The sequence below is a fragment of the Bhargavaea cecembensis DSE10 genome, from assembly GCF_000348905.1.
GTDB lineage: Bacteria > Bacillota > Bacilli > Bacillales_A > Planococcaceae > Bhargavaea > Bhargavaea cecembensis.
Genome location: NZ_AOFT01000002.1, coordinates 259,544 through 286,378 on the forward strand (window position 1 = coordinate 259,544; position 26,835 = coordinate 286,378).

At 57.0% G+C, this 26,835-nt stretch carries 24 protein-coding genes and 1 other annotated feature; of the genes, 2 read left to right on the forward strand and 22 right to left on the reverse strand.

Features of this window, described 5'->3' with window-relative positions; genetic code table 11:
• Positions 1-28: 28 nt before the first annotated feature.
• Positions 29-253, reverse strand: a complete 225-nt coding sequence (gene rpoZ / locus C772_RS02910) for a DNA-directed RNA polymerase subunit omega (protein WP_035001300.1) — start codon at positions 251-253, stop codon at positions 29-31.
• On the reverse strand, positions 253-879 hold the full coding sequence (gene gmk / locus C772_RS02915; protein ID WP_008297281.1) for a guanylate kinase: 627 nt from the start codon (positions 877-879) through the stop codon (positions 253-255). The genes rpoZ and gmk overlap by 1 nt, the downstream gene beginning before the upstream one ends.
• A 145-nt stretch (positions 880-1,024) precedes the next feature.
• Here gmk and C772_RS02920 point away from each other — a divergent pair, with 145 nt between their 5' ends.
• Both C772_RS02920 and C772_RS17005 read left to right on the forward strand, forming a co-directional pair.
• Positions 1,025-2,719, forward strand: a complete 1,695-nt coding sequence (locus C772_RS02920; RefSeq protein WP_008297283.1) for an Rqc2 family fibronectin-binding protein — start codon at positions 1,025-1,027, stop codon at positions 2,717-2,719.
• Positions 2,720-2,950: 231 nt separating this feature from the next.
• Positions 2,951-5,566 carry a multicopper oxidase gene (locus C772_RS17005; protein WP_008297285.1) on the forward strand — a complete coding sequence of 872 codons (2,616 nt, stop codon included), beginning with the start codon at positions 2,951-2,953 and terminating at the stop codon, positions 5,564-5,566.
• Between the two features lie 108 nt (positions 5,567-5,674).
• On the opposite strand, the gene pyrE is transcribed toward C772_RS17005, so the two are convergent.
• From pyrE to sigG, 20 genes are all read right to left on the reverse strand, one after another.
• Entirely contained in the window at positions 5,675-6,307 is a 633-nt protein-coding gene (gene pyrE / locus C772_RS02930; RefSeq protein ID WP_008297287.1) for an orotate phosphoribosyltransferase, read from the reverse strand.
• 1 nt (position 6,308) lies between these two features.
• Positions 6,309-7,016, reverse strand: coding sequence for an orotidine-5'-phosphate decarboxylase (gene pyrF / locus C772_RS02935; protein WP_008297289.1), 708 nt, complete (start codon positions 7,014-7,016; stop codon positions 6,309-6,311).
• The gene (locus C772_RS02940) at positions 7,016-7,927 is read right to left on the reverse strand and encodes a dihydroorotate dehydrogenase (protein ID WP_008297291.1); all 912 of its coding nucleotides are present in this window, start codon (positions 7,925-7,927) and stop codon (positions 7,016-7,018) included. The genes pyrF and C772_RS02940 overlap by 1 nt, the downstream gene beginning before the upstream one ends.
• Positions 7,924-8,691: a dihydroorotate dehydrogenase electron transfer subunit gene (locus C772_RS02945; protein WP_008297292.1), complete on the reverse strand. Its 768-nt coding sequence runs from the start codon at positions 8,689-8,691 to the stop codon at positions 7,924-7,926. Before C772_RS02945 ends, C772_RS02940 begins: the two co-directional genes overlap by 4 nt.
• Complete coding sequence (gene carB, locus C772_RS02950; RefSeq protein ID WP_008297294.1) at positions 8,688-11,903, reverse strand: carbamoyl-phosphate synthase large subunit; 3,216 nt, start codon at positions 11,901-11,903, stop codon at positions 8,688-8,690. Before carB ends, C772_RS02945 begins: the two co-directional genes overlap by 4 nt.
• Positions 11,896-13,002 carry a carbamoyl phosphate synthase small subunit gene (locus C772_RS02955; RefSeq protein WP_008297295.1) on the reverse strand — a complete coding sequence of 369 codons (1,107 nt, stop codon included), beginning with the start codon at positions 13,000-13,002 and terminating at the stop codon, positions 11,896-11,898. Before C772_RS02955 ends, carB begins: the two co-directional genes overlap by 8 nt.
• On the reverse strand, positions 12,999-14,279 hold the full coding sequence (locus C772_RS02960; RefSeq protein ID WP_008297296.1) for a dihydroorotase: 1,281 nt from the start codon (positions 14,277-14,279) through the stop codon (positions 12,999-13,001). Before C772_RS02960 ends, C772_RS02955 begins: the two co-directional genes overlap by 4 nt.
• A 1-nt stretch (position 14,280) precedes the next feature.
• On the reverse strand, positions 14,281-15,159 hold the full coding sequence (locus C772_RS02965) for an aspartate carbamoyltransferase catalytic subunit (protein ID WP_008297298.1): 879 nt from the start codon (positions 15,157-15,159) through the stop codon (positions 14,281-14,283).
• Between the two features lie 132 nt (positions 15,160-15,291).
• Positions 15,292-16,578 carry a uracil-xanthine permease family protein gene (locus tag C772_RS02970; protein WP_008297299.1) on the reverse strand — a complete coding sequence of 429 codons (1,287 nt, stop codon included), beginning with the start codon at positions 16,576-16,578 and terminating at the stop codon, positions 15,292-15,294.
• Positions 16,579-16,611: 33 nt separating this feature from the next.
• Entirely contained in the window at positions 16,612-17,154 is a 543-nt protein-coding gene (gene pyrR / locus C772_RS02975; RefSeq protein ID WP_008297300.1) for a bifunctional pyr operon transcriptional regulator/uracil phosphoribosyltransferase PyrR, read from the reverse strand.
• Between the two features lie 200 nt (positions 17,155-17,354).
• Positions 17,355-18,266 carry an RluA family pseudouridine synthase gene (locus C772_RS02980; RefSeq protein WP_008297301.1) on the reverse strand — a complete coding sequence of 304 codons (912 nt, stop codon included), beginning with the start codon at positions 18,264-18,266 and terminating at the stop codon, positions 17,355-17,357.
• On the reverse strand, positions 18,266-18,751 hold the full coding sequence (lspA, locus tag C772_RS02985) for a signal peptidase II (RefSeq protein ID WP_008297302.1): 486 nt from the start codon (positions 18,749-18,751) through the stop codon (positions 18,266-18,268). Before lspA ends, C772_RS02980 begins: the two co-directional genes overlap by 1 nt.
• A 593-nt stretch (positions 18,752-19,344) precedes the next feature.
• Positions 19,345-22,110, reverse strand: coding sequence for an isoleucine--tRNA ligase (gene ileS, locus C772_RS02990; RefSeq protein ID WP_008297303.1), 2,766 nt, complete (start codon positions 22,108-22,110; stop codon positions 19,345-19,347).
• A gap of 70 nt (positions 22,111-22,180) precedes the next feature.
• Positions 22,181-22,396, reverse strand: a binding site (T-box leader).
• Between the two features lie 65 nt (positions 22,397-22,461).
• Positions 22,462-22,971, reverse strand: a complete 510-nt coding sequence (locus tag C772_RS02995) for a DivIVA domain-containing protein (RefSeq protein WP_008297304.1) — start codon at positions 22,969-22,971, stop codon at positions 22,462-22,464.
• A 124-nt stretch (positions 22,972-23,095) separates the two neighbouring features.
• Complete coding sequence (locus C772_RS03000) at positions 23,096-23,872, reverse strand: YlmH family RNA-binding protein (RefSeq protein ID WP_008297305.1); 777 nt, start codon at positions 23,870-23,872, stop codon at positions 23,096-23,098.
• A 172-nt stretch (positions 23,873-24,044) separates the two neighbouring features.
• Positions 24,045-24,308: a YggT family protein gene (locus C772_RS03005; protein WP_008297306.1), complete on the reverse strand. Its 264-nt coding sequence runs from the start codon at positions 24,306-24,308 to the stop codon at positions 24,045-24,047.
• 19 nt (positions 24,309-24,327) lie between these two features.
• Positions 24,328-24,804 (reverse strand): cell division protein SepF, encoded by a 477-nt coding sequence (locus C772_RS03010; protein WP_008297307.1) that lies wholly within the window; start codon positions 24,802-24,804, stop codon positions 24,328-24,330.
• Positions 24,801-25,493: a YggS family pyridoxal phosphate-dependent enzyme gene (locus C772_RS03015; protein ID WP_008297308.1), complete on the reverse strand. Its 693-nt coding sequence runs from the start codon at positions 25,491-25,493 to the stop codon at positions 24,801-24,803. Before C772_RS03015 ends, C772_RS03010 begins: the two co-directional genes overlap by 4 nt.
• A gap of 77 nt (positions 25,494-25,570) precedes the next feature.
• Positions 25,571-25,810 carry a PRC-barrel domain-containing protein gene (locus tag C772_RS03020; RefSeq protein WP_008297309.1) on the reverse strand — a complete coding sequence of 80 codons (240 nt, stop codon included), beginning with the start codon at positions 25,808-25,810 and terminating at the stop codon, positions 25,571-25,573.
• 214 nt (positions 25,811-26,024) lie between these two features.
• Positions 26,025-26,831, reverse strand: a complete 807-nt coding sequence (sigG, locus tag C772_RS03025) for an RNA polymerase sporulation sigma factor SigG (protein WP_008297310.1) — start codon at positions 26,829-26,831, stop codon at positions 26,025-26,027.
• Positions 26,832-26,835 lie beyond the last annotated feature (4 nt).

Here is a 26,835-nt window from a genome sequence, read left to right on the forward strand (position 1 = left end):
TTCTCCGGGAGTTTTCATTGTGCATATCTTACATTTCGTCTTCGTACTGGATGTTGGCGTCGGAAGCCTGCTTCTCGAGCACGCCTTCCGCGACTTCCTCAAGGGCCATTCCGACGAACTTTTCGGCGTCATACTTCTCAAGGAGAAGATTGTCTTTGGCCTGGATTTCACGGGCGCGCTTGGCGGCCAGGCTCACCAGGGTGTATTTGGAGTCGATCTGCTTTTTCAGCGAGTCGATGGATGGATAAAGCATCATTGCGGATCATTCCCTTCCAGCATGAGTTTGTATCGTTCTTCCACACGGGTGCGGCGGCAGTGCTCGGCCGTGATGATCGCATTGATGCGGTCGCACGCCCTGCCGACCTCGTCGTTCTCGACGACATAGTCATAGAGGTGCATCATCTCGAGCTCTTCCTTCGCCTTGCCGATACGGTTGCGGATGACTTCGTCAGTCTCCGTGCCCCGGCCGATCAGGCGCTGTTCCAGCTCTGATAAATTCGGAGGCGCCAGGAAAATGAACACGCCGTCCGGCATCTTTTCCCGGACTTTCGCTGCGCCGACAACCTCGATTTCGAGGAACACATCGCGGCCGGCATCCAGCGTCTCATTTACGTAATCCAGCGGAGTGCCGTAATAGTTCCCGACATACTCCGCATACTCAAGCAGCCGTCCTTCCCGGATCAGCTGCTCAAATTCTTCGCGTTTCTTGAAAAAGTAATCTTTTCCGTCCACTTCGCCTTCCCGCGGGCTGCGGGTAGTCATGGAAATGGAATATTCGTAGTTCGTATCCGGCTGTGAAAACAGCTCCTTGCGCACCGTGCCTTTTCCGACGCCCGATGGCCCCGAAAGGACGATGAGCAGGCCGCGTCCTTTTTTCATAAACGTTGATCCCTCTGCAGTCAGTTTTTCCGCCTCCCGGCACACCGGTAAAGGGCGGAACCGTTTTTGGATGATGTCGCAATTATACCATATCCCTCCGCATGAATGCTAAAATGGAAACAAACGCAATGAAAGAGGCAATCATATGGCTTTTGACGGATTATTCATGATGGCAATGACACAGGAACTGCGGCAGCTCACCGGCGGCCGGATCTCCAAGATCCAGCAGCCGAATGCGCAGGAGCTGCTTTTCACGATACGCGCCGGCAGGACCAACCACCGGCTACTCATTTCGATCCACCCGTCCTACTCGCGTCTTCACCTCACAGACGAACCCGTGGATACACCATCGCAGCCGCCGACGTTCTGCATGTTTCTCCGCAAACATCTCGAGGGCGGCATCATCACCGGCATCCGCCAGGCGGGTGCCGACCGGATCGTCACCCTTACCGTGCGCGGCCGGGACGAAATCGGCGATGACACCATCCGGGAACTTCATGCCGAGGTAATGGGACGGCACTCCAACCTGATCCTGACCGATCCGGAACGGAACCTGATCCTCGATAGCCTGAAGCACCTGCCGCCTTCTGTGAACAGTTACCGGACGGTGCTTCCCGGGCAGTCCTATGTCCCGGCACCTCCACAGGACAAGCTGGACCCTGTCGAAGCAGATGACCGTGAGATCATGGAAGTCCTCGGTGATGCGGAAACTGCGGGAGCGATTTTCCGGAGGGTAGGCGGATTTTCGCCGCTTCATGCAGAAGAGCTTCTGTTCCGCATCGGGGGTATGGAACCGGCAGACAGGCTCGCGGCGTACCGCTCTTATATAGAAGATTTCCGGTCTGGCGGCGCCCGGCCGACGCTGTGCGAAGCGGGCGGAAAAGTCTACTTCTCCGCCAATCCCCTCCACCATCTTGGCGGCGAAACGAGGGATTATCCATCCCTCTCCGCCCTGCTTGACAAAGTGTTCCATGCAAAGGCGGAACGGGACAGGGTCAAGCAGCAGGCCGGAGACCTCGAGCGTTGGCTGACGAATGAGATCCAGAAACTGAAAAACAAAATGATCAAGCTCCGGGATGAACAGGAGCAGGCCGGAAAGCTTGACCGCCACCAGCTTTTCGGAGAACTCGTGACAGCCAATCTGTATCAGATCCAGAAAGGCGACAGTTCCATTGAGGCAGTGAATTACTATGATGAAGACGGCGGGACCGTTACGATCCCGCTTGATCCGCGGCTCACTCCCGCAGAAAACGCCCAGCGGTATTACTCCAAGTACAACAAGGCGAAGCACGCGCTCGTTAAAATCGCCGAGCAGCTGGAAAAGGCCGAGGAGGATATCGGTTACTTTGAATCGCTGCTCCAGCAGGTCACCCAGGGCTCCGCGGCTGACATCGAGGAGATCCGGGATGAGCTTGCCGAACAGGGGTTCATGAAGGCGCGGCGTCTCAAGAAAAAGAAAAAGGATACCCGCCCCGTTCCCGATCCATTTGTCTCAAGTGCCGGCGTGCCGATCTCCGTCGGCAAGAACAACAAGCAGAATGACTACCTTACCTTCAAACTGGCGAAGCGCAACGAAACGTGGCTCCACACCAAGGATATCCCGGGCTCCCATGTCGTCATTCATACAGACTCGCCGGATGATGAAACGATCAGGGAGGCGGCCTCCCTTGCGGCCTACTTCAGCAAGGCCCGCGAATCGGCTTCTGTCCCGGTCGACTATACGGAAGTGCGGCATGTGAAAAAGCCGAACGGCTCCAAGCCGGGATTTGTCATCTACTTCGAACAGAAAACAATCTTCGCCGACCCTGATGAGGATCTGGTGAAAAAGCTTCGGAAGTGAATATTGTTGTGGTTTGGTGTCACACAACGTGACACTCACCTAACGAACAACAAGGGCTCTGACCGCTAAATGCGGCAGCCCTTTTTTTGTGCGTTTATATATTTATGCAATTAAATCTCATTTCCCCGGATGACTGTCCATGATTGGGACTATTTGCATACATACGATGTGATAGCATGCCGGATCCTGCCGGTCCATGCAAAAAAATAACAGGAAAGGAAAGTGAATACGATGGGCAAATGCGTCAAGCCTTCAGACCCGAACAGCATCCCCAAATTTATGGATCCGCTGCCAAAGCCGTCAGTTGCGGTGCCTGTTCAGCACGACGATTATCCCGACGGCTCCTATTACGAGCTGGAAATGAAAGAGGGGCTGCACCGTTATCACCAAAACTTCCCTGAAACAAAAATCTGGGGATATGACGGGCTGATCCCTGGTCCGACGATCGAGGCGAGAAAAGACAAAACCACCTATGTGAAATACCTGAACAACCTTCCTGATGAACATTTCCTCCCACTCGACCGCACCCTTCACTCCAGCATCGACACGGCCGACGTCCGGACAGTCGTTCACTTGCACGGTGCGAAAGTGGACTGGGAAAGTGACGGCCACCCCGAAGCATGGTACACGAAGAATTATGAGATGACCGGCCCGACGTTCAGAAGGCAGGTGCATGCCTATACGAACCATCAGCCTGGAGCCACGCTCTGGTACCATGACCATGCGATGTCGCTCACGCGGCTGAACGTCTACTCCGGCCTTGCAGGCTTCTACCTGCTGCGCGATGCCCTGGAAGATCGCCTCAGGCTGCCCTCAGGCAAGTATGAAATCCCGATGATGATCCAGGACCGTTCGTTCAATGATGACGGATCACTCTTCTACCCGGACACACCGCCGTTTCCTGTAACGGTCAATCCTTCAATCACACCGGGTGTCCTTGGAGATACCATCGCGGTCAACGGAAAGCTTTGGCCTTACCTGAACGTTGAGCCGAGAAAATACAGGTTCCGTGTTCTGAATGCTTCCAACCGTCGCGGCTACTCCCTGAGTTTATCGAACGGGGGCACCATCCATCAGATCGGAACTGACGGAGGACTTCTCGAGGCACCGGCAGAACTGACGTCCTTTGATCTGCTGCCGGCAGAGAGGACAGACATCATCATCGACTTCTCGACGATGCAGGGCCAGACCATCACTCTGCTGAACAATGATCCGGAGTTTCCGCTCAATGAGCATACGAGCGTCGTCATGCAGTTCTCCGTCTGCCTTCCGCTGGACGGTGAGGACGACAGCCAGATTCCGGAAACCCTTTACCCGGAAATGGCACTGCATACTGAGCATGCGCATATTGTCCGAAACCTGCCCCTTACGGCGACGACAGATGAATACGGCCGGCCGATGCTCATGCTGAATGATCATATGTATCATGATCCGGCCTCGGAAAGGCCGTCACTTGACAGCATTGAAATTTGGAACTTCATCAACACGACACCGATCCAGCACCCGATCCACCTTCACCTGATCCAGTTTAAAATCCTTGAGCGCCGTCCGTTCGACGTGGATGTCTTCACAGAGACGGGGGAAATCGTATTTACCGGTCCTGCGGAGCCCCCTAGGGAATACGAGCGCGGCTGGAAGGATGTCGTAAGGGCCGATATCGGCATGGTGACGTCGATCGCCATGCACTGGAAGGACTTCACAGGAAACTATATCTGGCACTGTCACTTCCTGGAGCACGAAGATCATGACATGATGCGTCCGATTACAATCATCGAGAACACCCACCCGGTTCAACTGCCGCACGCAGATGAAGCCCCAGCGGAAGTACCCGCTCCGGCAGAGCCCCCAACTGACACTGTCACTCCGGAAGATCCTCAAGTCACGGATGAGACTGCTGAGGAGACAGTAAATGAAGTGATTGAGGGCACGGATGACACCACTGCCACTACGGATACCGAAGGCAACGGGGACTCTGATGCCGGTACTGTTGCTGAAGGCACGGATGATTCAAATGCCGGCACCCCTGCAGAAGGTGCAGATGACTCCGATGCCGGAACCGCTGTTGAAGGTGCAGACGACTCCGGTGCTGGCACAACTGTTGAAGGTGCAGACGACTCCGGTGCTGCCACAACTGCCGAGGGCACTGATGACTCCGATACTGGTACCACTGTTGAAGGCGCAGATGATTCCGGTGCCGGCACCCCTGCAGAAGGCGCTGTTGACTCCGATGCAGGTACCACTGTTGAAGGCGCAGATGATTCCGGTGCCGGCACCCCTGCAGAAGGCGCTGTTGACTCCGATGCAGGTACCACTGTTGAAGGTACAAATGACACCGATGCAGGCACAACTGCCGAGGGCACGGATGACTCCGGTGCTGGCACAACTGTTGAAGGCACAGATGACTCCGATGCAGGCACAACTGCCGAGGGCACAGATGACTCCGGTGCAGGCACAACTGTTGAAGGCACAGATGTTTCCGATGCCGGTACGGCTGTTGGAAGCACCGACTGGAAATCCACTATGGCAATCCAGGGTTACGAAGCAATAGAAACCCAAAATGCCACTGACCGCGCAGAAACCGGAATGGCCCCAGCTGAAGGTACTGCTCCTGACGGCACTGATGACACCGGTGCAGGCACCACTGTTGAAGGCACAGATGTTTCCGATGCCGGTACGGCTGTTGGAAGCACCGACTGGAAATCCACTATGGCAATCCAGGGTTACGAAGCAATAGAAACTCAAAATAGCCCTGGCCGCGCAGGGACCGGAATGGCCCCAACTTATAAACAAAAGCCATGCAACTGCCCGAAATGCCGTTACGCCAGGAAGAAAAAGAAAGGCAAATAAGAGAATGACATGATGTTAAGCCGAAGTGGAGCGCGGTAATGCCCTCCCCTTCGGCTCTTTTCATTAGACAAACACGACCGGCCCCTGAACAGGACCGGCCGGATATCTTTATAGTAGTTCGCCTTTTCTCAACTTCCCGTGCCAGTCGATCAGGCCCGGCAGCGAGTCACGAGGGATGGCACCCGACTCCGCTGCCGCATTCGCAAGGGCATCGAAGTCCGTGAGGCTGTGGTGCCGCAAATCGGCTTCCCCGAAATTCTTTTCTGCCTTTTCAAGGCCATATGTAAAGATTGAAACGACCCCCAGGATATCCGCCCCTGCTTCCTTCGCTGCTGCGGCTGCGGTCAGGCTGCTGCCGCCCGTCGAAATCAGGTCCTCAATGATGACCGTACGGCTTCCTTCCTTCAATTCCCCTTCGATCTGGTTTCCGCGGCCGTGGCCTTTCGGCTTGGAGCGGATATAGATCATCGGCTTGTCCATCAGGTCGCTTACCCATGCGGCATGAGGAATGCCCGCGGTTGCGGTGCCGGCAATCACTTCGGCTTCCGGATACTCCGTCCTGATCAATTCGGCCAGCCCCTCTGCGATGCGCTTCCGCACTCCGGGATAAGACATGGTCAGGCGATTGTCGCAGTAGATCGGCGACTTGATGCCCGAGGCCCAAGTAAACGGCTCTTCCGGACTGAAGCGCACGGCTCCGATCGAAAGAAGCGATTCAGCAATTTCTCGTTTCAGTGACATGTCAACCTTCCTCCCATTGCTGTTTCACGGTTTCATAGGCCGCAGCCGGATCGGCGGCCCGGGTGATGGCGCGTCCGACGACGATATGCGTTGAACCCGCCCGCCCGGCATCTGCCGGTGTGGCAATCCGCTTCTGGTCATGCGTGTCCCCGTCCGCCAGGCGGATGCCCGGGGTCACTTTCAGGAACTCTTCACCGCAGGCATCCCGGATGGCAGAGGCTTCGTGTACCGAACAGACGACCCCGTCCAGTCCGGACATATCTGCGAGACGGGAATACCGTACCACTGAATCCATCAGTCTGCCGGGAATCCCCTGTTCATGGTTCATCTGCTCTTCCCCCGTGGAAGTCAGCTGGGTAACCGCGATCAGTGCGGGGCGTTTCCTGCCGGCAGGTGTTCCGGCATCCAGGCCATCAAGCGCCCGCCGCATCATCTCGCTTCCTCCGGCTGCATGGACATTCACCATGTCCGCGCCGACACGGGCAAGCCCTTCCATCGCCCGGCCCACCGTGTTCGGGATATCATGCAGCTTCAGGTCAAGGAATACCGCATGCCCCCTGTCCTTGAGCCTGCCTACGATATCCGGCCCGTTCTGGAGATACAGTTCCATGCCGACTTTCACCCACAGGCCGGACGGCATGTTGTCCAGGAATCCCAATGCATCATCCGGCGCCGGAAAGTCCAGCGCAATAATCGGTGAACGGTTCATCATCTGTGGCTCCTTCCGATCAGTTCCGTGATGTTCCTGATGCCAAGCTCGTCCATGCGGTCCGGGAGTGCATCGATCAGGTTCGGACAGACAAAATGGTCGACGAAATTGGCAGTCCCGACCGCGACCGCACTGGCGCCGGCCGACATGAAGTTGATGACATCATCCACATCGGATATGCCGCCCATCCCGATGACCGGAATCGAGACGCTGCGGGAGACTTCATAGACCATGCGCAGCGCGACCGGTTTTACGGCGGGGCCTGAGAGGCCTCCTGTGCCATTCGCGATGACCGGCCGGCCTGTCCGCGGATCAAACCTCATGCCGACAAGCGTGTTGATGAGCGTCAGCCCGTCCGCTCCTCCCGCTTCAACCGCACGGGCAATCTCGGTGACGTCCGTGACGTTCGGGGAAAGCTTGACATAGACGGGCACGGATGAGACCGCCTTTACCGCCCGGGTGAGTTCCCCGGCAATTTTGGGATCCGTGCCGAATGTGATGCCTCCGCACCTGACGTTCGGGCATGAGATGTTCAGTTCAAGCGCCCGGACATTGGGTGCTTTGGAGATGCGCTCGGCGACCGCGACATAATCTTCCGTCTCGGAGCCGGCGACGTTCGCGATGATCGGTACATCGTACTGCTCCAGCCACGGCAGTTCTTCCGTGACGACTTTTTCGAGCCCCGGATTCTGGAGCCCGATCGCATTCAGCATTCCCGCGGGCGTTTCCGCGACGCGGGGTGTCGGGTTTCCGAACCTCGGTTCAAGGGTGGTCGCTTTCACCATGATGGCTCCAAGCTTTGACAGGTCATACAGTTGTGCATATTCCTTGCCGAACCCGAAACAGCCGCTTGCCGGCATGATCGGGTTTTTCAGTGTGAGTCCGGGCAGTTCCACCTGTAGCCGGTTCATAACGTCACCACCCCCGCCTTGAATACCGGGCCGTCCGAACAGACCTTCACGTAGCCGCGGTCGTTTGAATCCGTGCGGCAGACACATGCGAAGCATGCGCCGATGCCGCAGCCCATCCGCTCCTCAAAACTCAGATAGCCTTCCGTTCCCGCCATTCCTTCTGCAACAGCTTTCAGCATCGGGAGCGGCCCGCAGCTGTAATACACGCTGAACTCATGGCCGAGCGAGGCCATGACATCTGTGACAAACCCCTTCGCCCCCCGGGAGCCGTCAACCGTCGCGATATGGGTTTCACCAAGCCGGATGAATTCTTCCTCATAGAAGACCACATCTTCCGATTGAAAGCCGAGAACGTGGACCGGCTCGACTCCCGCTTCCTTAAGCCGTCTGGACAGGCCGTAAAGCGGCGGCACGCCGATTCCCCCGCCGACAAGCAGCGCCTTCGTTCCCGGAGCGGCCGCCTCAACGGGAAACCCGTTACCGAGCGGACCAAGGACGTCGGCCTGGCCATGAAGGCCCTTTTCCGATATCACGCGCGTTCCGTAGCCTTCCGCGCGGTAGATCAGCGTGATCCTGCCATTGCCGTAATCGGCGATGCTGATCGGCCTGCGGAGGAGAGGGTCCAGCGTCTCGCCTGCCCGGACGTGGACAAACTTCCCGGGCTCCTTGATTTCATCGGCCAGTTCCCCTTCCAGGACCAGTTCATAGATGTTCCGGGCAATCTCCCTCTGTCCCGCGACCTTCATGTGTTCATTTCGGATCATGCATGGACCTCCCGTGCGGACTTCGTATGACGCGGAAGCATCGCCTCCGCAGAGAAAGTCATCGATTCAATCACCCGGAGCACGGCTTTTGCCGTATCCATGGACGTCATGCACGGAATGCCGTTTTCGACAGATTCACGGCGGATGCGGAATCCGTCGCGTTCAGGCTGCTTGCCTTTGGTGAGCGTGTTGATGATGAACTGGGCTTCGCCGGTCTGGATGACGTCGATCAGCGTCTTGCCTTCCCCGCCGATCTTGCCGACCGTCCTGACAGGCAGACCCGCTTCGCGGAATGTATCCGCCGTACCTTCCGTCGCGAGGAGCTGATAGCCGATATCCGCGAACCGGGCTGCGATGCCGACAGCTTCTTCCTTGTCTTTGTCGGAGACCGTGAAGAGGACCGTGCCGTGGTCGCGGATTTCCATTCCGGAAGCGATAAATCCTTTATACAGCGCTTTTTCGAATGTGTCATCCTTGCCCATGACCTCACCCGTCGATTTCATCTCAGGTCCGAGGGTGATGTCGACGCGTGCCAGCTTCGCAAAGCTGAACACCGGAACCTTCACATAAACGCCGCTTACCTGTTCCAGCAGACCGGTCTGGTAGCCCTGAGCGGTGATCGATTCCCCGAGAATCGCCTTTGTCGCGATATTCGCCATCGGGATGCCGGTGATCTTGCTGAGGAACGGCACTGTCCGGCTGGAGCGCGGGTTGACCTCGATCACATACACCTCTCCACCAGCGATCACATACTGGATGTTCATGAGCCCGACGATGTTCAGGCCGCGTGCAAGACGCTCCGTGTAATCCGCCAGTGTGGCGACCTGCTTCTCCGTGAGGCTCTGCGGCGGATAGACCGCGATCGAGTCCCCGGAGTGGACGCCCGCGCGCTCGACGTGCTCCATGATGCCCGGGATCAGGACGTTTTCGCCGTCGCAGATGGCATCGACTTCAATCTCCTTGCCCGTCAGGTAGCGGTCGATCAGGACCGGGTGTTCGGGACTCGCCTCGACGGCATGTTCCATATAGTGCCTCAGTTCCTGTTCGTTGTAGACGATTTCCATCGCGCGGCCGCCTAGGACGTACGACGGGCGGACAAGCACGGGATAGCCGATGCCGCTTGCGATTTCGACCGCTTCCGGCGCGGAAACTGCCGTCTTTCCGAGCGGCTGGGGAATGCCGAGTCCGCGGAGCGTCTCCTCGAACTTGTCGCGGCTTTCCGCTCGGTCGAGGTCTTCCAGAGTCGTACCGAGGATCTTTACTCCGCGTGCCTCGAGGGCATCCGCCAGGTTGATCGCCGTCTGGCCGCCAAACTGGACGATGACACCTTTTGGCTGTTCGAGGTCGATGATCGCCATGACGTCCTCGATTGTGAGCGGCTCAAAATAGAGCTTGTCGGAGATGGAGAAATCGGTCGATACCGTCTCCGGGTTGTTGTTTATGATGATCGCCTCGTAGCCGGCTTCCTGGATGGCCCAGACCGAGTGGACCGTGGCATAGTCGAACTCGACGCCCTGACCGATCCTGATCGGGCCGGAACCGAGCACGATGACACTTTCCTTGCCGGATTTGACCGACTCGTTTTCTTCTTCGTAGGTGCCGTAGAAGTAAGGCGTCTCGGACTCGAATTCTCCGGCACATGTATCGACCATCTTGTAGACCGGTACGAGCCCCTGCCCGGCGCGCCATTCGTACACTTCACGTTCCTTCGTATTCCAGAGCTCGGCAATCGTACGGTCGGCAAAGCCCATGCGTTTCGCCTTGCGGGCGACCGTGCGGTCAAACGGGTTTTCCCTGAGCGTGTTTTCGAAGGCAACGATCTTCTCCAGCTTATTAAGGAAGAAGAAGTCGATCTTGCTCCATTCATGGATCGCTTCTACCGTTACACCGCGGCGCAGCGCCTCGCCGATAAAGAACAGGCGCTCGTCGCCCGCCCGGCGGATGCGCTTTTCGATCCATTCCATCGAGAGGTCTTCCCCGTGCTTCAGATTCAGGTGGTAAAGGCCGGTCTCGAGGGAACGCACGGCTTTCAGAATCGCTTCTTCGAATGTGCGGCCGATGGACATGACTTCACCTGTCGCCTTCATTTGGGTGCCGAGGTTACGCTTCGCGCTTTCAAACTTGTCGAACGGCCAGCGCGGGATTTTCGCGACGATGTAGTCGATCGTCGGCTCGAAGCAGGCATAAGTCTGTCCGGTAACCGGGTTCATCATCTCGTCAAGCGTGAGGCCGACCGCGATTTTCGATGCGAGCTTCGCGATCGGATAGCCTGTCGCCTTGGAGGCGAGCGCCGACGAGCGGCTGACGCGCGGGTTGACTTCGATGGCATAGAAGTTGAAGCTGTCCGGGTCGAGTGCCAGCTGGACGTTGCAGCCGCCCTCGATTCCGAGCGCACGGATGATGTTAAGGGACACGTTGCGGAGCATCTGGACTTCACGGTCGGACAGCGTCTGTACCGGTGCCACGACGATCGAGTCCCCGGTGTGGATGCCGACCGGGTCGAAGTTTTCCATGCTGCAGACGACGATCGCATTGTCCGCCGAGTCACGCATCACTTCGAATTCGATCTCTTTAAAGCCTGCGATCGACTTCTCGAGTAGGCACTGGCTGACCGGGCTGTATTTTAGTCCGCTCGCGACAATCTCTTCAAGTTCCTTGTCGTCATGGCAGATGCCGCCGCCCGTACCGCCGAGCGTAAATGCCGGGCGAACGATGACCGGATAGCCGACCTCCGCGACAAACGCCTTTGCTTCCGCCAGGTTATGGATGATCTCGCTTTCCGGTACCGGTACGTCCAGTTCATTCATGAGGGAGCGGAACAGCTCGCGGTCCTCTGCCTTGTTGATGGCATCCAGTTTCGTGCCGAGCACTTCAATGCCGAGTTCATCGAGGATTCCCGAATTGTGGAGTTCGATGGCCATGTTGAGGCCGGTCTGGCCGCCAAGCGTCGGCAGGATGGCGTCAGGGCGCTCCTTGCGGATGATCCGGGAGACGAATTCCAGGGAAATCGGTTCAATGTACACCTTGTCCGCAATCTCCGTGTCGGTCATGATCGTTGCCGGGTTGGAGTTGATGAGGATGACGCGGTAGCCTTCCTCTTTCAGGGAGAGGCAGGCCTGTGTTCCGGCATAGTCGAACTCTGCGGCCTGGCCGATGACGATCGGGCCGGAACCGATGACGAGGATCGTTTCGATATCTGTGCGTTTAGGCATTGGCGATGATCTCCTTTCCGTTGTGGCGCTCCATGGTGTCGATAAACCTGTCAAACAGGTGGTTCGAATCCTCCGGTCCCGGAGAAGCTTCCGGATCGAACTGGACGGAGAATGCCGCATGTGTCTCATGGGCGAGCCCTTCAACCGTGCCGTCATTGAGGGCGACATGGGTGACGGTCAGTCCCGTTCCTTCGAGCGAGTCCCGGTCCACCGCGTACTGGTGGTTCTGGGAAGTGATTTCCGTGCGGCCCGTCTGCAGGTCCTTTACGGGATGGTTGCCGCCGTGATGCCCGAAGCGCATCTTGAACGTCTTCGCCCCGCAGCTGATGGCAAGCAGCTCGTGGCCGAGGTTGATGCCGAAGATCGGCACTTTTCCGAGCACTTCCCTGATGAAGGCAGGCGCTTCTTCAACATCTTCCGGGTTGCCGGGCCCGTTCGAGAGCAGGATGCCGTCCGGATGCCAGGCAAGCACGTCTTCGGCGGATGTGTCATAAGGAACGACGAGCACATCGCAGCCGCGGTTGTTCAGCTCGCGGAGGATGCCGTGCTTCATGCCGTAGTCCACGACAGCCACCCGCTTGCCGCGGCCCGGGCTCGGGTATGGGCGCTTGGTAGAAACGGCTTCGACCAGGCCCGGTGCCATCTCGGATGCCGCCAGCACCTGAAGCGCTGTATCCAGGTCGACGTCCTTTCCGGCCTCGGTGAGCATCCCCTTCATCGTTCCCTTGCTCCGGATGATGCGGGTCAGTTTCCGTGTGTCGATTTCGGAGATGCCGGGGATGTTCCGTTTTTCCATGAAGGAGGAAAGCGTTTCGTCACAGCGGAAATTCGACGGCTGATCCTCAATTGCCCGCACTGCGAGAGCGCCGAGATTGAGATCGACCGATTCTGAATCATCCCGGTTCACCCCATAATTGCCGATGAGCGGGTAGGTCATGACAAGGATCACGCCCGTGTTGGACGGATTCGTCAGTGCCTCCTGATAACCGCTCATGCTCGTTGTGAAGACGACCTCGCCGACCATGCCGCGTTCCGCGCCGAACGCCTCTCCCTCAAATACCGTACCGTCTTCCAGAATCAGATATCGCTTTTTCGTCATTGTTGTCCCTCCTGCCAAACGATGTCGCCGCCGAAGATCGTCATGACCGGCCAGCCTTTGCATGCACGGCCTCCGAACGGGGTGTTCTTTCCTTTGGATGCGAATGTTTCGGGATCAATCTCTTTTTCCTTTTCCAGGTCGATCAGGACAAGGTCCGCCGGCAGTCCTTCCGCGATCCGGCCGAATCCGAGGCCGAACACATCCGCCGGCTTCTCTGTGAGCCAGTCTGTCAGCTGTTTGAGTGTCCACTTGCCCGTTTCCACGAAGTTCGTGTAGAGCAGCGGGAAAGCCGTCTCGAGGCCCGTGATGCCGAAAGGCGCCTTTTCCATCCCGGACGCCTTTTCTTCCGCACTATGCGGAGCGTGGTCTGTCGCGATCACATCAATCGTGCCGTCGAGCAGCCCTTCGTGTAGGGCTTCCAGATCTTCCTGGGCGCGGAGCGGCGGATTCATCTTCCAGTTTGCGTCATTGCCCGGAATGTCGTCTTCCGTCAGCAGCAGATGGTGGGGCGTGACTTCCGCCGTCACCCGGATGCCTGCCGCCTTCGCATCCCGGATCGTCCTCACCGACTCCTTCGTGCTCACGTGGCAGACATGATAGTGCGCTCCGGCAGCCTCCGCCAAAAGGACATCCCTTGAAATATGGACGGACTCGGCAATCGACGGGATGCCCGGGATGCCGAGCTCCCTGTTCCGCTTGCCGTCGTGCAGTGCGCCGCCATAGATGAGCGTATTGTCCTCACAGTGTGCCACGACCGGCATTCCGATTTCCGCCGCATCCCGCATCGCTTCATACATCATGCCTGCCGACTGGACACCGACACCGTCGTCGGTGAAGGCGAATGCGCCGTTCTTTTTCAGCTCCTCCATGTCCGTCCGTTCCTTGCCCGCTTCGCGGATGGTGATCGACGCATAAGGAAGTACCCGGACAAGTGCGTTTTCTTCAATGAGTGCATTGACCCTGCCGATGTTTTCCGCAGTGTCCGGAACCGGCCGCGTGTTCGGCATGGCACAGATTGTCGTGAATCCGCCGCGTGCCGCCGCTTCCGTTCCCGTCCGGATTGTTTCCTTGTGCTCGCCCCCCGGCTCACGCAGATGGACGTGCACATCGATCAGTCCCGGAGCCGCAAATCGGCCGCCTCCGTCCACGATTTCATGGCCTTCATGGGGCAGTTCCTGCCCGATCGCTTTGAAGAGGCCATCCTCCATCAGGATTTCTGCGTTCCCGAGTGTCCCGTTTTCATCCAGCATCCGGATGTTTCTGATCAATGTGCCCATCTCAATCTCTCCCCTTCAATATCGTTTCGAGTACTGCCATTCTCACATAGACTCCGTTTTCCACTTGCCGGAAGATTCTTGACCGGCTGTGTTCGACCAGTTCGCCGGCAATCTCAACGCCCCGGTTGACGGGTGCCGGATGAAGGATGATGGCGCCTTTTTTCATCCGCTCCGCCCGCCCGGCAGTCAGCCCGTAACGTTCGTGGTAGCTGTGAGCGGAGAACGATCCTTCGCCGCTGTGCCGCTCATGCTGGACACGCAGCAGCATCACCGCGTCGCTGTCGGGCAGAACTTCTTCCCAGTCCTCCGACGATTCAAAGTCTCCCTGCCATTCCGGCGGGCAGAGGATCCGGACGTCCGCCCCGAACATCTGGAGCGCATCCCGGCCGGACTTGGCCACCCTGCTGTGCGAGACATCTCCGGCAATGGTCACCTTCAGGCCTTCCAGTGTGCCGAACTCCTCACGCAGTGTGAACAGGTCGAGCAGCGTCTGTGTCGGGTGCTGGCCCGATCCGTCTCCGGCATTAATGATCGCTACGGATGTCCTGCCTTCTAGTTCCTTGTAGAAGCGGTCCTCGGGAGACCGGATCACAAGAGCATCGAGGCCGATCGCTTCGAGTGTCCGGACCGTGTCATAGAGGGTCTCCCCCTTCAGGGTGCTCGAGAACCCGGCTTCGAACGGAATCACGTCCAGCCCGAGCCTGCGCTCTGCCATTTCAAAGCTTGTCTTGGTGCGTGTGCTCGGTTCAAAGAACAGGTTGCTGATGTAGTGGGTCCGGCCGATTTCCGGCACGGCCCCGCCCCTCAGTTCAGCCGCTCTGTCGAGAATGCGGATGATCCCATCCGGTCCGAGCCGTTTCATCGATAGCAGGTGGTCCATGGTGACAGTCCTCCTTATGTAAAAAAGAGCCTTTCCGGTCGTCGGAAAGGCTCTTTTCGCTTTGGCGGGTACACGTATCCCGTCTGCGGCAAAAGGGCCTTTCCGTATCTCCCGGATACAGTTAAAAGGCGGTTATTCGATTTCTCCCGCTTCATTGCCCTCCGGCTTGCCCGGCAGGAGCAGGTTGAGCAGGACGCCGAGGATGGCTGCGAGCGCCATGCCCTCGATTTTGAACGTTTCGCTGATTTCGATCGCCGCTCCGCCGATCCCCGTCACGAGAATGACCGAGGCGATCACCAGATTGCGCTGCTTGTCGAAGTCGATGCCATGCTCGACCAGCATCCGGAGACCGGATGAGGCGATGATCCCGAACAGCAGGATCGAGATGCCGCCGAGCACCGCCTGCGGAATCGTTGCAATCAGTGCCATCAGTTTCCCGAGGAAGGAGAACACGATCGCCAGTACCGCTGCGCCGAAAATGACGTGGATGCTGAACACTTTTGTCAGTGCGAGGACACCGATGTTTTCTCCGTAGGTCGTCTTCGGAGGGCCTCCGACCAGCCCGCTAAAGAACGTTCCGAGTCCGTCCCCCAGAATCGAGCGGTGCAGGCCGGGATCCTTGATGAAATTCCTGTCTGTGATCCGCCCCAGCACCAGCTGATGGCCGATATGCTCGGAAATCGTCACGATCGCAATCGGAACCATGACGGCAAGCAGCGTGCCTGTCACTTGGAACTCATAATGCACACCCGGCACGATAAAGTCCGGTAGCGCAAACCAGTCTGCCTCCCGCACCGGAGAAAAATCGATGATTCCGATCGCAGCCGAGTACAGATAGCCCGTGACAATCCCGATCAGGACTGGCATGAGGCTCACCAGGCCTTTAAAGAAGATGATGCAGATGACCGCTGCCGCAAGTGTCACGATCGCGGCAGAGAAGTGGAGGAAGCTGTAGGTGCTTTCCCCGTCCACCTGGATGGTGCTCGCCATGCCGACCGCAGTCGGGGCAAGCGCCAGGCCGATGACCATGATGACCGGTCCGACGACGACCGGCGGCAGGAGCCGCATGATCCACCGGTGGCCGGTCCTCCAGATCAGCAGCGATACGAGCGCGTAGACCAGCGAGACAAACAGGCTTCCGATCATGGCGCTGCCGATGCCGCCCGCCTGTGTCGCCACCTGGATTGGTATGATAAATGCGAATGAAGAGCCGAGATACGCCGGAACCTTGAATCCGGTTACCAGGATAAATACGATCGTTGCGATGCCGCTTGTCAGGAGCGCGATTGCCGGGCTGAGCCCGACAAGCTGAGGAACGAGGATGGTCGCCCCGAACATTGCAAACATATGCTGCAGGCTGAGTGTCAGCAGCTTGCCGTTGGACGGCTTATCCTGGATGTCGAGAACTGCCTTTGCCATGGTTCATGCTCCCCATTCTTCGAAGAATTGCTGTTACCGTTTTTCGAGCGTCACGCTGTCGGTGCCGTCCGTCTCCTTAAGGAGGACGGTGACCCGCTCTTCTTTGGAAGTCGGGATATTTTTCCCGACATAGTCGGGCCTGATCGGAAGTTCCCGGTGGCCCCGGTCGACCAGCACCGCAAGCTGGATGCTTGCCGGGCGGCCCGTGTCCATCAGGGCATCCATTGCAGCACGCACGGTCCTTCCCGTGTACAGCACATCGTCGATCAGGATCACTTTTCGGCCTGTAAGATCCTGCTCGATGTCGATTTGCTGGACGAGCGGTGCATCCATCCGCTCCTTCTTGCCGATGTCGTCCCGGTAAAGCGTGATGTCGAGTTCCCCCATGTCAATCGCCGCACCCTCGATCGTCTCGATCTTGGCCGCCAGCCTTCTGGCAAGGTCGACTCCCCGTGTCTTGATGCCGACCAGGATACAGTTGTCGATTCCTTTGTTCCGCTCGATGATTTCATGGGCGATTCTGGTGACGGCCCGTCCGATCGCCTTGTCATCCAGAAGATTCACTGTTTCTCCCATCAGGGCTTCCTCCTTTTTCCCCAAAATAAATACCCTCCGGCCGGCAGGCAGGAGGGCAGATGTGCAGAATTTACCCGTGGAAGCATGCACTCGGCATGGGTCCGCGGATTTCCCGTACAACCTTCCCGGCCTCTCTGGACCGACTTAAAGGTTCGCTATTTGATTCGTCTGACTCACTATACACCTGCAGCAGGGGGGTGTCAATCCCGCTGGCGCAATTTCCCGAGAAGGTCTTCGAAATCTTCAGGAAGCGGTGCCTCGAATTCCATATACACCCCGGTGGACGGATGGGTGAATCCGAGTATGCCCGCATGCAGGACCTGTCCGCCAAAAGGCAGTGTCTTTTTCGGTCCATACTTCGGGTCTCCGGCAAGGGGATGGCCGATGTAGCGCATGTGGACACGGATCTGGTGGGTCCGCCCGGTCTCGAGCCGGCACTCCACGAGGGTATAGTCCCCGAACCGTTCCGTGACGGTGAAATGGGTGACCGCATCCCGGCCGCCGTCAATGACGGTCATCCGCTGGCGGTCTTTCGGATCCCTCCCGATCGGCGCATCGACCGTTCCTTCGTCATGCTGGATGTTGCCGTGCACGAGCGCGGTGTATTTCCGTGTGACGGTCTTTTTGGAAAGCTGTTCGGCAAGCGACGCATGGGCCAGATCGTTTTTGGCGACGGCCAGCAGTCCGGTCGTGTCCTTGTCGATCCGGTGCACGATTCCCGGCCGCATGACGCCATTGATGCCCGACAGATCGGTGCAGTGGTGCATCAGCCCGTTAACGAGCGTGCCGGTCGCATGTCCCGCCGCCGGATGAACGACCATTCCGCGCGGTTTGTTGACGACGAGCACATCGGCATCTTCATGAACGATATCGAGGCCGAGATCCTCCGGTACGATTTCAAGCGGCTCAGGTTCGGGCTCGGACACCTCCACCCGGTCGTCCTCCTTCAGCTGATAATTCGGCTTCACGGTTTTTCCGTTCACAAGGATGAGGCCTTCTTTGACCCACGACTGGACCTTGGAGCGCGTCCATTCAGGATTGAATGCGGACAGGGCCTTGTCAATGCGGCTGCCGCTGTGTTCCGGTGTGATTTCAAGAATCTGTTTTTCCATTATGACTCCTTTTTGTTTCGCTTTTCTCTCAGTTCCTCAAGAAACATATGCACGATGAGAAGGATGACCCCGATGGTCAGTGCAGCGTCGGCCACGTTGAAGATCGGGAAATCGTAGTTGATGACGGGAATCAGGACATCGACGAAGTCGACGACCTCACCCATCCGCAATCGGTCGATGAAGTTGCCGAGCGCCCCTCCGAGAAGCATCATGAGACTCACCCTGAAGCCCGCACCGCCCTCTTTTCCATGCTTGTGGAAATAGTACAGGATTCCCGCGACGACCACCACCGTCACGATGTAGAACAGCCACATCTGGCCCTGCAGCATGCCCCATGCCGCTCCGCGGTTCCGGTGAGACAAAATGGCAAGATACGGGTCAAGTACGGAGATCCGCTCTCCGACTTCCATATATTTCACGACGAGCCACTTCGTCCACTGGTCGATGATGACGAGGGCCGCCGCGATGGCGTAGTAAAATAACACGTCTTTTCCTCCATCCGATTGAATCCTGTTTATTTTACCATATGATGCCGCGGCAGTGCGCCCGGGATGTGGGGGTTCTTTGAATTCATGCCGCCCTGGAAAAGGATGAGCCATTTTGTAGACATCCATAAAGTCGTTCGGATTTCAGCTGCGGGCCTTCGCTTTCCGCGGGCCGGCGCCGAGCCCCGCGACTGCGTCTTGCGGGTCTCGCCTGCCCGGCTTTTCCCGCAGGAGTCTCAGGCCCTCCGCTTCAATCCGTCATAGGGCTTGTTAGGACAAGTAGAGGCAAACGCTAGTTTAAACAAGTAATAGCCTAAATAACATAATCTCTTCTTTATTCCGAAGCCCAAAGTAAGGGGAAGTAAAAAGCCCGCTGCCGTTGTAACTGAGCGGCGTTTGTTGGGATTCACCGGGCATGGTAGGAGTTCAGTTACCCATTGGTTGCGATTCGGCAGAGAGTTGGTTGTAATTAGTGGTATCGCCGGATAATCACCCGTTCTCATTAGGTAACCATTCACCCCAAAGATCAACAAAAAGAAATCGGACCCAGGCAGTTTGCTTCCGGGTCCGATTTTTCTTCAGTTATGGCTTGCTTACGCTTCGTAATGATTAACAACGACATCTGCGCAGCGTGCGCAGAGTTCCGGGTGTTCCGGGTTTTCTCCGACTGTGCCCGGCACCGACCAGCAGCGTGCACATTTCTCGCCTTCCGCCTTTTCCACGACGACACGGACACGGGAGCCCGTTGCGTCTGCAGGGGAGTTTTCCAGGTTGCCGCCGATGCGGAAGCCGGAAACGATAAAGAACTGGGCGAAGTCGATGTCTCCAGAAGTCAGGAGAACTTTGAGGTCCTCAGGAACATAGACGGTCACTGCCGCTTCGAGCGATTTGCCGATGACTTTCCCGTTACGGGCTTCTTCGAGCGCCTTCAGAACATCATCGCGGACTTCCATCAGCTCGGTGAAGCGGGCCATGAGCGCGAAGTCTTCGTCTGTTTCCTCGCGCGCATCCGGCATGTCGGTCAGCTGGACGCTTTCCGCTTCTTCATGCTGGAGGTAGCTCCACATCTCATCTGCTGTATGAGGGATGATCGGCGACATCAGCTTGAGCAGCGCGGTCAGCGTGTCATACATGACCGTCTGCATAGCGCGGCGGTGCGGATGGTCGGCTGCCTCGATATAGACGACGTCTTTTGCGATATCCAGATAGAACGAGCTGAGATCGACCGTAACGAAGTTGTTGACCGATGTGTAGACCGTCATGAACTCGTAGCGGTCGTAGGCATCGCGTACCGTCCGGATCAGTCGCTGGAGCTTGAGGTCCATATACTTGTCGACCGGACGGAGGTCTTCCTTAGCGACACGGTCCTTCGCAGGATCAAAGTCCGACAGGTTTCCATGCAGGAAGCGCAGTGTATTCCGGATCTTCCGGTACACTTCGGACACCTGCTTGAAGATCGCATCGGAAACGTGGACGTCCGCCGTATAGTCCGCCGACGATACCCACAGCCGGAGGATATCCGCACCCATCTGGTCCATGACCTTGGCAGGGACGATGACATTGCCGAGCGATTTGCTCATCTTGCGGCCCTCTCCGTCAAGTGTGAAGCCGTGGCTGAGGATGCCTTTGTACGGAGCGTGGCCGTTCACGGCAACCGATGTCGTCAGGGAAGAGTTGAACCATCCGCGGTACTGGTCAGACCCTTCAAGGTACAGGTCTGCCGGATAAACAAGGTCATCGCGTTCGACGAGGACGCCCTGGTGGGTTGATCCGGAGTCGAACCAGACGTCCATGATATCCGTCTCCTTCGTGAACTTGCCGTTCGGGCTGCCCGGATGTGTGAAGCCTTCAGGAAGCAGGTCTTCCGCTTCGCGCTCGAACCAGACATTCGATCCGTGCTCACGGAACAGTTTTTGCACATGTCCGATCGTCTCATCGGTGATCACAGGTTCCCCGTTTTCCGCATAGAAGACAGGGATCGGCACGCCCCATGCACGCTGGCGGGAGATGCACCAGTCACCGCGGTCGCGGACCATGTTGTAGAGGCGGGTTTCTCCCCATGCCGGCGTGAACGATGTGTCACGGATCGCCTGAAGCAGATCTTCCCTGAACTTATCGATCGATGCGAACCACTGGGAAGTGGCACGGAAGATGACCGGCTTTTTCGAGCGCCAGTCGTGCGGGTAGGAGTGCGTGATGAATTCAAGGTGCACGAGGGCTCCCTTTTCGTTCAGCGCATCGGTGATCGGCTTGTTGGCCTTGTCATAGAAGAGGCCTTCAAAGCCCGGTGCCTCTTCTGTCATGAAGCCCCGGTCATCCACCGGGCAAAGCACGTCGAGGCCATTCGCCTTGCCGACGCGGAAATCGTCTTCCCCGTGGCCCGGCGCCGTATGGACACACCCGGTACCTGCGTCGATCGTGACATGGTCCCCGAGGATGATCAGAGAATCCCTGCCGTAAAGCGGGTGCTCTGCAGTCAGGTGCTCCAGCTCCCGGCCCTTCAGTTCACGCAGCGTCTCGACTTGTTCCCAGCCGACCATTGAAGAAACATCTTCCAGAAGGTCTTTTGCCAGGATGTACTTTTTGCCGTCAGCTTCGACGACGGAATAGTCGAAGTCCGGGTGGACGGAGATCGCAAGGTTGGCGGGGATCGTCCAAGGCGTTGTCGTCCAGATCAGGAAGTTCACATCGGTATCAAGGACGCCTTTGCCGTCCTTGACCGGGAAAGCGACATAGATCGATGGTGACTTCTTGTCTTTGTATTCGATTTCCGCTTCGGCGAGTGCGGACTCGCTTGACGGCGACCAGTAAACCGGTTTCTTGCCTTTATAGATATAGCCCTTCTTGGCCATGTCTCCGAACACACCGATCTGGCGCGCTTCGAACTCCGGCTTCAGGGTGATGTAAGGGTTTTTCCAGTTTCCGCGGACACCGATCCGCTTGAACTGCGTGCGCTGGCGGTCGATCTGCTCAAGCGCGTACTCCTTGCAGAGCTCGCGGAACTCGGCAACCGTCATCTCTTTCCGGTTGACGCCCTTGTTGACGAGTGCCTGCTCGATCGGCAGGCCGTGCGTATCCCAGCCCGGCACGTATGGTGCGTGATAGCCGGTCATCGAACGGTGCCGGACGATGATATCCTTCAGCACTTTATTGAGTGCGTGGCCCATGTGGAGGTCGCCGTTGGCATATGGCGGTCCGTCATGAAGGACAAAAAACGGGCGGCCTTCTGTCCGCTCCTGCACTTTTTCGTAGATGTCCATCTCTTCCCATTTTTCCTGCATCTTCGGTTCGTTTTTCGGCAGATTCCCGCGCATCGGGAATTCTGTTTTCGGCATGAGCAGCGTGCTCTTGTAATCCATCCTGATTCCTCCTCTTAATTGAAACCTGCACAGGCAGGCGGCCAACCAAATAAAAAAACCCCGTCCCTATAAAAGGGACGGAGCCTCTGCCCGCGATACCACCCTCATTGCGGCGCGCACGCGCACCGCCTCTCGGACACCGTAACGGGGTGTGACGGGACCGCGTACTGGGTTTCCGCGGTCCGGCTCCGGAGTGATTTTCGCTGGCGGCTTCCGCACCGGGCTCTCACCATCCCCGGCTCGCTTTGTCTTCCGCTGCCCCTACTGTCTCCGTCTTCGCCATTTATGATTGGATCGTTCTGTTTTGCTTGTCGTCATTATAAAGAATCCGACACTGCCGGTCAAGGCAGCTTACTCTTGCTCTGCCTCCAGCTCTTCCAGCCCGGACGTGTCGACTTCATAGTCCATCAGGAGATCCCAGTCATCGGTGTTGATCATCTCCAGCTGCGCCTCCGCAAGCATCCGGAACCGGTTCCTGAAAACTTTGGACTGCTTTTTCAGCTCTTCGATTTCGACCGCAATTCTGCGTGCTTTGGTCAGGGCATCATTCACGATGCGATCGGCGTTCTTTTCGGCTTCTTTGACGATGAGCTTCGCTTCCTTCTGGGAATTGCGGCGCACTTCCTCTGCCGCTTCCTGTGCGATCAGAATCGAAGACTGTAGCGTGTTTTCAATCGTCGTGAAATGGGTGACCCGTTCAGTCGTCATTTCGAGCTGTTCTTCCAGCTGCTTGTTTTTCTGGAGAACCCCCTCGTAATCTTTCATGACCTGCTCGAGGAATTCGTTGACCTCGTCTTCATCATAGCCACGGAACGAGCGTCCGAATTCCTTGTTATGTATATCAAGCGGTGTCAATGCCATTGTGTTGCATCTCCCCTTTTTCAAACTCCGTTGAGACCTATTATACATGGACCCGGCATCCGTGACACGGCAAATCCGAAAATTTTGGCGGAAAAACGGGCATTCTGCCTCTGTCCGCGGCGGATTATTTCAGCATGCCGATGATCAGGCGGATCCGTTCTTTTTTTGTCCGGCCTCCGATTTCTTCAATCCGGATCCTGCCGTGGCCCCGTACAGAAAGCAGGTCCGAGTCGGACAGTTCAAATGAAACCGACTCACGGACGGCATGGTTGACTTTCACCCGGCCCGATTGGATCAGTGTAGCAGCTTTCTGCCTGGACAGATTCAATGCGCCTGCAAGGACGGTGTCCAGCCTCAGGGAAGAGACGGTGATCGACGCTTCCTCATACCGCTCGGTCAGCGGCAGAAGTGATTCTGCCGTGTCCACTTCCGATACACGCACCTTCGCCTTTCCCACCGCCTGGAGATTGGCTGCGAGATAATCCGCGAGTGAACGGTCAGCCGCAAACTGGATGACGCCGTCACCGGTCCGGATATCCCCGAATCTGGCCCTGTCGATGCCGAGGCCTGTGAGGGACCCGAGCACATCCCGGTGGCCGATTTCGATGAACTTGGACGGATAGCGGATCTCCATCACCGATATCTCATAATCCTCCGGCTGTACCTCGAAGTAGGAAGGGGCGATCATCATCCGCTTGCGCTCCGCCTCCGGAAGCCCGCCAGATTCCGTGATGACCAGGTCACCGGTCCCGGCAACTGCCCGGACAATGTGCCGCTGCCTCGGATCGAGAAAACCGGTCAGCTTCGGCGCGTACCGGTCTTCGACCTCAGTCCCCCAGCCGCTTGCCTGTTCGATAAACGGCTGTTCATCTTTTCTGAAATGCTGAAAGACCTCATTCATTGGACGACTCCATCCTTCCTGTTTAAATCAGAAATCATATATTTACCAATAAACCGGGGGACCGGCGCCCATTAAAAAAAGCCTCTCCGAATCCCTCCGCATCGCGGGCAGGGATCCGGGAAGGCTCCCGGTATCGTATTTCTGATGATCGGAGCCGAAACCGGGATGCCGGTCACGCAATCCACTGGAAAACAGTGAATAGTCCCCGAACAATCAGATTCAGTGCAATCAGTGCAACAATCGGCGAAATGTCGATCATGCCGATCGGCGGGATGATCTTCCGGAAAATATCCAGATAAGGTTCACAAATTTTGGCGAGGAGCCGGCCGATGGATGTTTCCCTCGTGCTCGGCACCCAGGACATAAGTACGTAGATGACCAGCAGGATCGAATAGATCTGAGCTGCGTTGGCCAGTAGATTAAACAGTGCCCACATAAGACTTTATCTCATCCCATCATTCAAATTCGTCGTACAGATACTCAGAGATCTCACCGGACAATTCCACATTTTCCGGTACACAGAGGAAGATGTCATGCCCGATGCGGGTGATGTCCCCTCCGAGCGCATAGACCGTTCCGCTCAGGAAATCGATGATCCTCGTGCCCGAGCCATGATCGATGCGCTGAAGATTGACGACAACCGTGCGCTTATTTTTCAGGTGCTCTGCGATATCCTGTGCTTCCGCATACACACGGGGTTCGGAGAGAATCATTTTGGAGGATTTCTTGATGCTTTGAAGGCTCACCACATTAGGGCCTTCCTGCGGCTTTGAAGGTGCCGGCTTGCGGCGATCTTTTTGCCGCCAATCCTGATCTGCCTGGCGAGGCGGTTCCGGACGCGGCTGCTGTGCGGGAGCCGGCTGTTTTTTTTCCTGCATTTCCTCTTCCTCCTCTAGATAGAAGAAGTTCTTGAACTTGTCCTTGAAGCTCATGAGCGTTCCCCGCTTTCATAGCCGACAATTGCGGTGCCGATCCGGACGAATGTCGCCCCTTCCTCAACCGCTATGCCGAAATCGTTTGACATGCCCATCGATAGTTCGGTGCAGGGCGCATGCGGAAGACCCAGCGATGAGATTTCATCTCGCAATTCCCTGAGTCCGCGGAATGTGCTTCGGATAACTTCTTCGTCATCCGTATTCGGCGCCATTGTCATAAGCCCGACAACGCGGATCTTATCATAGGCGCCAAGCATGCGGATGAAATCTTCCGCTTCATCCGGGCTGACCCCGGACTTGGAAGCCTCGCCCGATACATTCACCTGGACAAAGCAGTCGACCGGCCGTTCTGCCCGCTTCTGGATTTCCTTTGCAAGGCTTTTGCGGTCCAGTGAATGGAGAAAATCGATCCTGCCGATCACATCCCTGACCTTACGGCTCTGGAGAGAACCGATAAAATGCCAGCGGGCATCGGAGCCGATTGCGGACTGCTTCAGGTCAAGGCCTTCATTGCGGTTCTCGCCCAGATGGACGATTCCGGAATCGACCACTTCCCTGGCCCGCTCCGGCCCGACCGACTTCGTCACCGCAACAATCGTGACTTCTTCCGGGTTTCTCGCTGCACGCCTGCACGCATCCGTGATCTGTTGTTGTATATCGTTCAAACGTTCTGCTACAGTCGACAATTCAATTCCCACTTTTCTCTACGTTGCTTTCTACATTGTATCAAGGCGGAAGTGCTTTTTCAATGACTTCCCCATTCCTATTCTTTGGCCGCATCATCGACGAGGACAACATCCTTGCCGATTACCATCACCCGGCGGAGCGGAATTTTCACAGGTGCCTCCGCGTTCCCGAAAAGGCGCATCTTCTCCATTCCGCCCACGTGAAAATACTCGATAGTCCCGTCTTCCGTCGAAACAGTCGCATCGACCGCATAGCCGAGCTGACGGCCTCTTCCGGCCTCTATGAACTCCTTTTTCTGCAGATCGGAAAATTTCAAGGCGGATCCCTCCCGTACATCCTATGCCGGGCGTCTTGAAAAGAGCCCTCCCTATGACACCCGCTGTCCATTTCCCGGGAAAAGACGGATGCTCGCAGTTGTACCGAAAAGCGGAAATTCAAGAAAAGGAGTTTGGCACAAACGCAAAAAAATCCCGGTTCCGTCCATACTGAACAAAACCGGGATTTTCCTTGAATGGCCGAATCTCCGTCTGCTAACGCTTTTTCTTTTCTTTGTCCTTTTCCTGGTCGAGTGTTTCCCGGATGATTCCGATCGCATGTTTCTCGAGACGCGAGATCTGCGCCTGGGAAATACCGAGTTCCTTCGCGATTTCCGTCTGGGTCTCACCGTAATAGAAGCGCTTGGACAATATTTTCTGCTGGCGGGCGTCCATTTTCCGCACCGTCTCCTTTACCGAGACATAGTTCAGCCAGCGGTCTTCATTTACTAGCGTGTCCTGCAGCTGGTCCATCATCGTTACGGGATCCCCGCCATCATGGTGAATCGGCTCATGCAGAGACAGCGGATCCTGGATGGCGTCCAGTGCGAAAAGGATATCCTCCGACGGGATGTCTGTCATCTTGGCGAGGTCGTCAAGGGTCGGCTCCCTCAGCTGCTCGTGGACAAACTGCTCCTTCGCCTTCATTGCTTTGTAGGCGATGTCACGGAGCGAGCGCGACACCCGGACCGGATGGTGGTCCCGCAGATGTCTTCGGATTTCCCCGATGATCATCGGTACGGCATAGGTGGAAAAACGGACATTATGCTTAAGGTCAAAGTTATCAATGGATTTCAGAAGGCCGATGCAGCCTACCTGGAACAGATCATCTGCCTGCTCCCCCCTGTAGGCGAACCGCTGTACGATGCTCAGAACGAGCCGGAGATTACAGATGACCAGTTCATCTTTGGCAGACTGGTCACCCGCCTGCATCCGTTTGAATGTTTCACGCATGTCTTCATGGGACAGGAGAGGGAGCTTCGATGTGTCGATTCCGCAGATCTCCACTTTCATGTTGGACATCTCA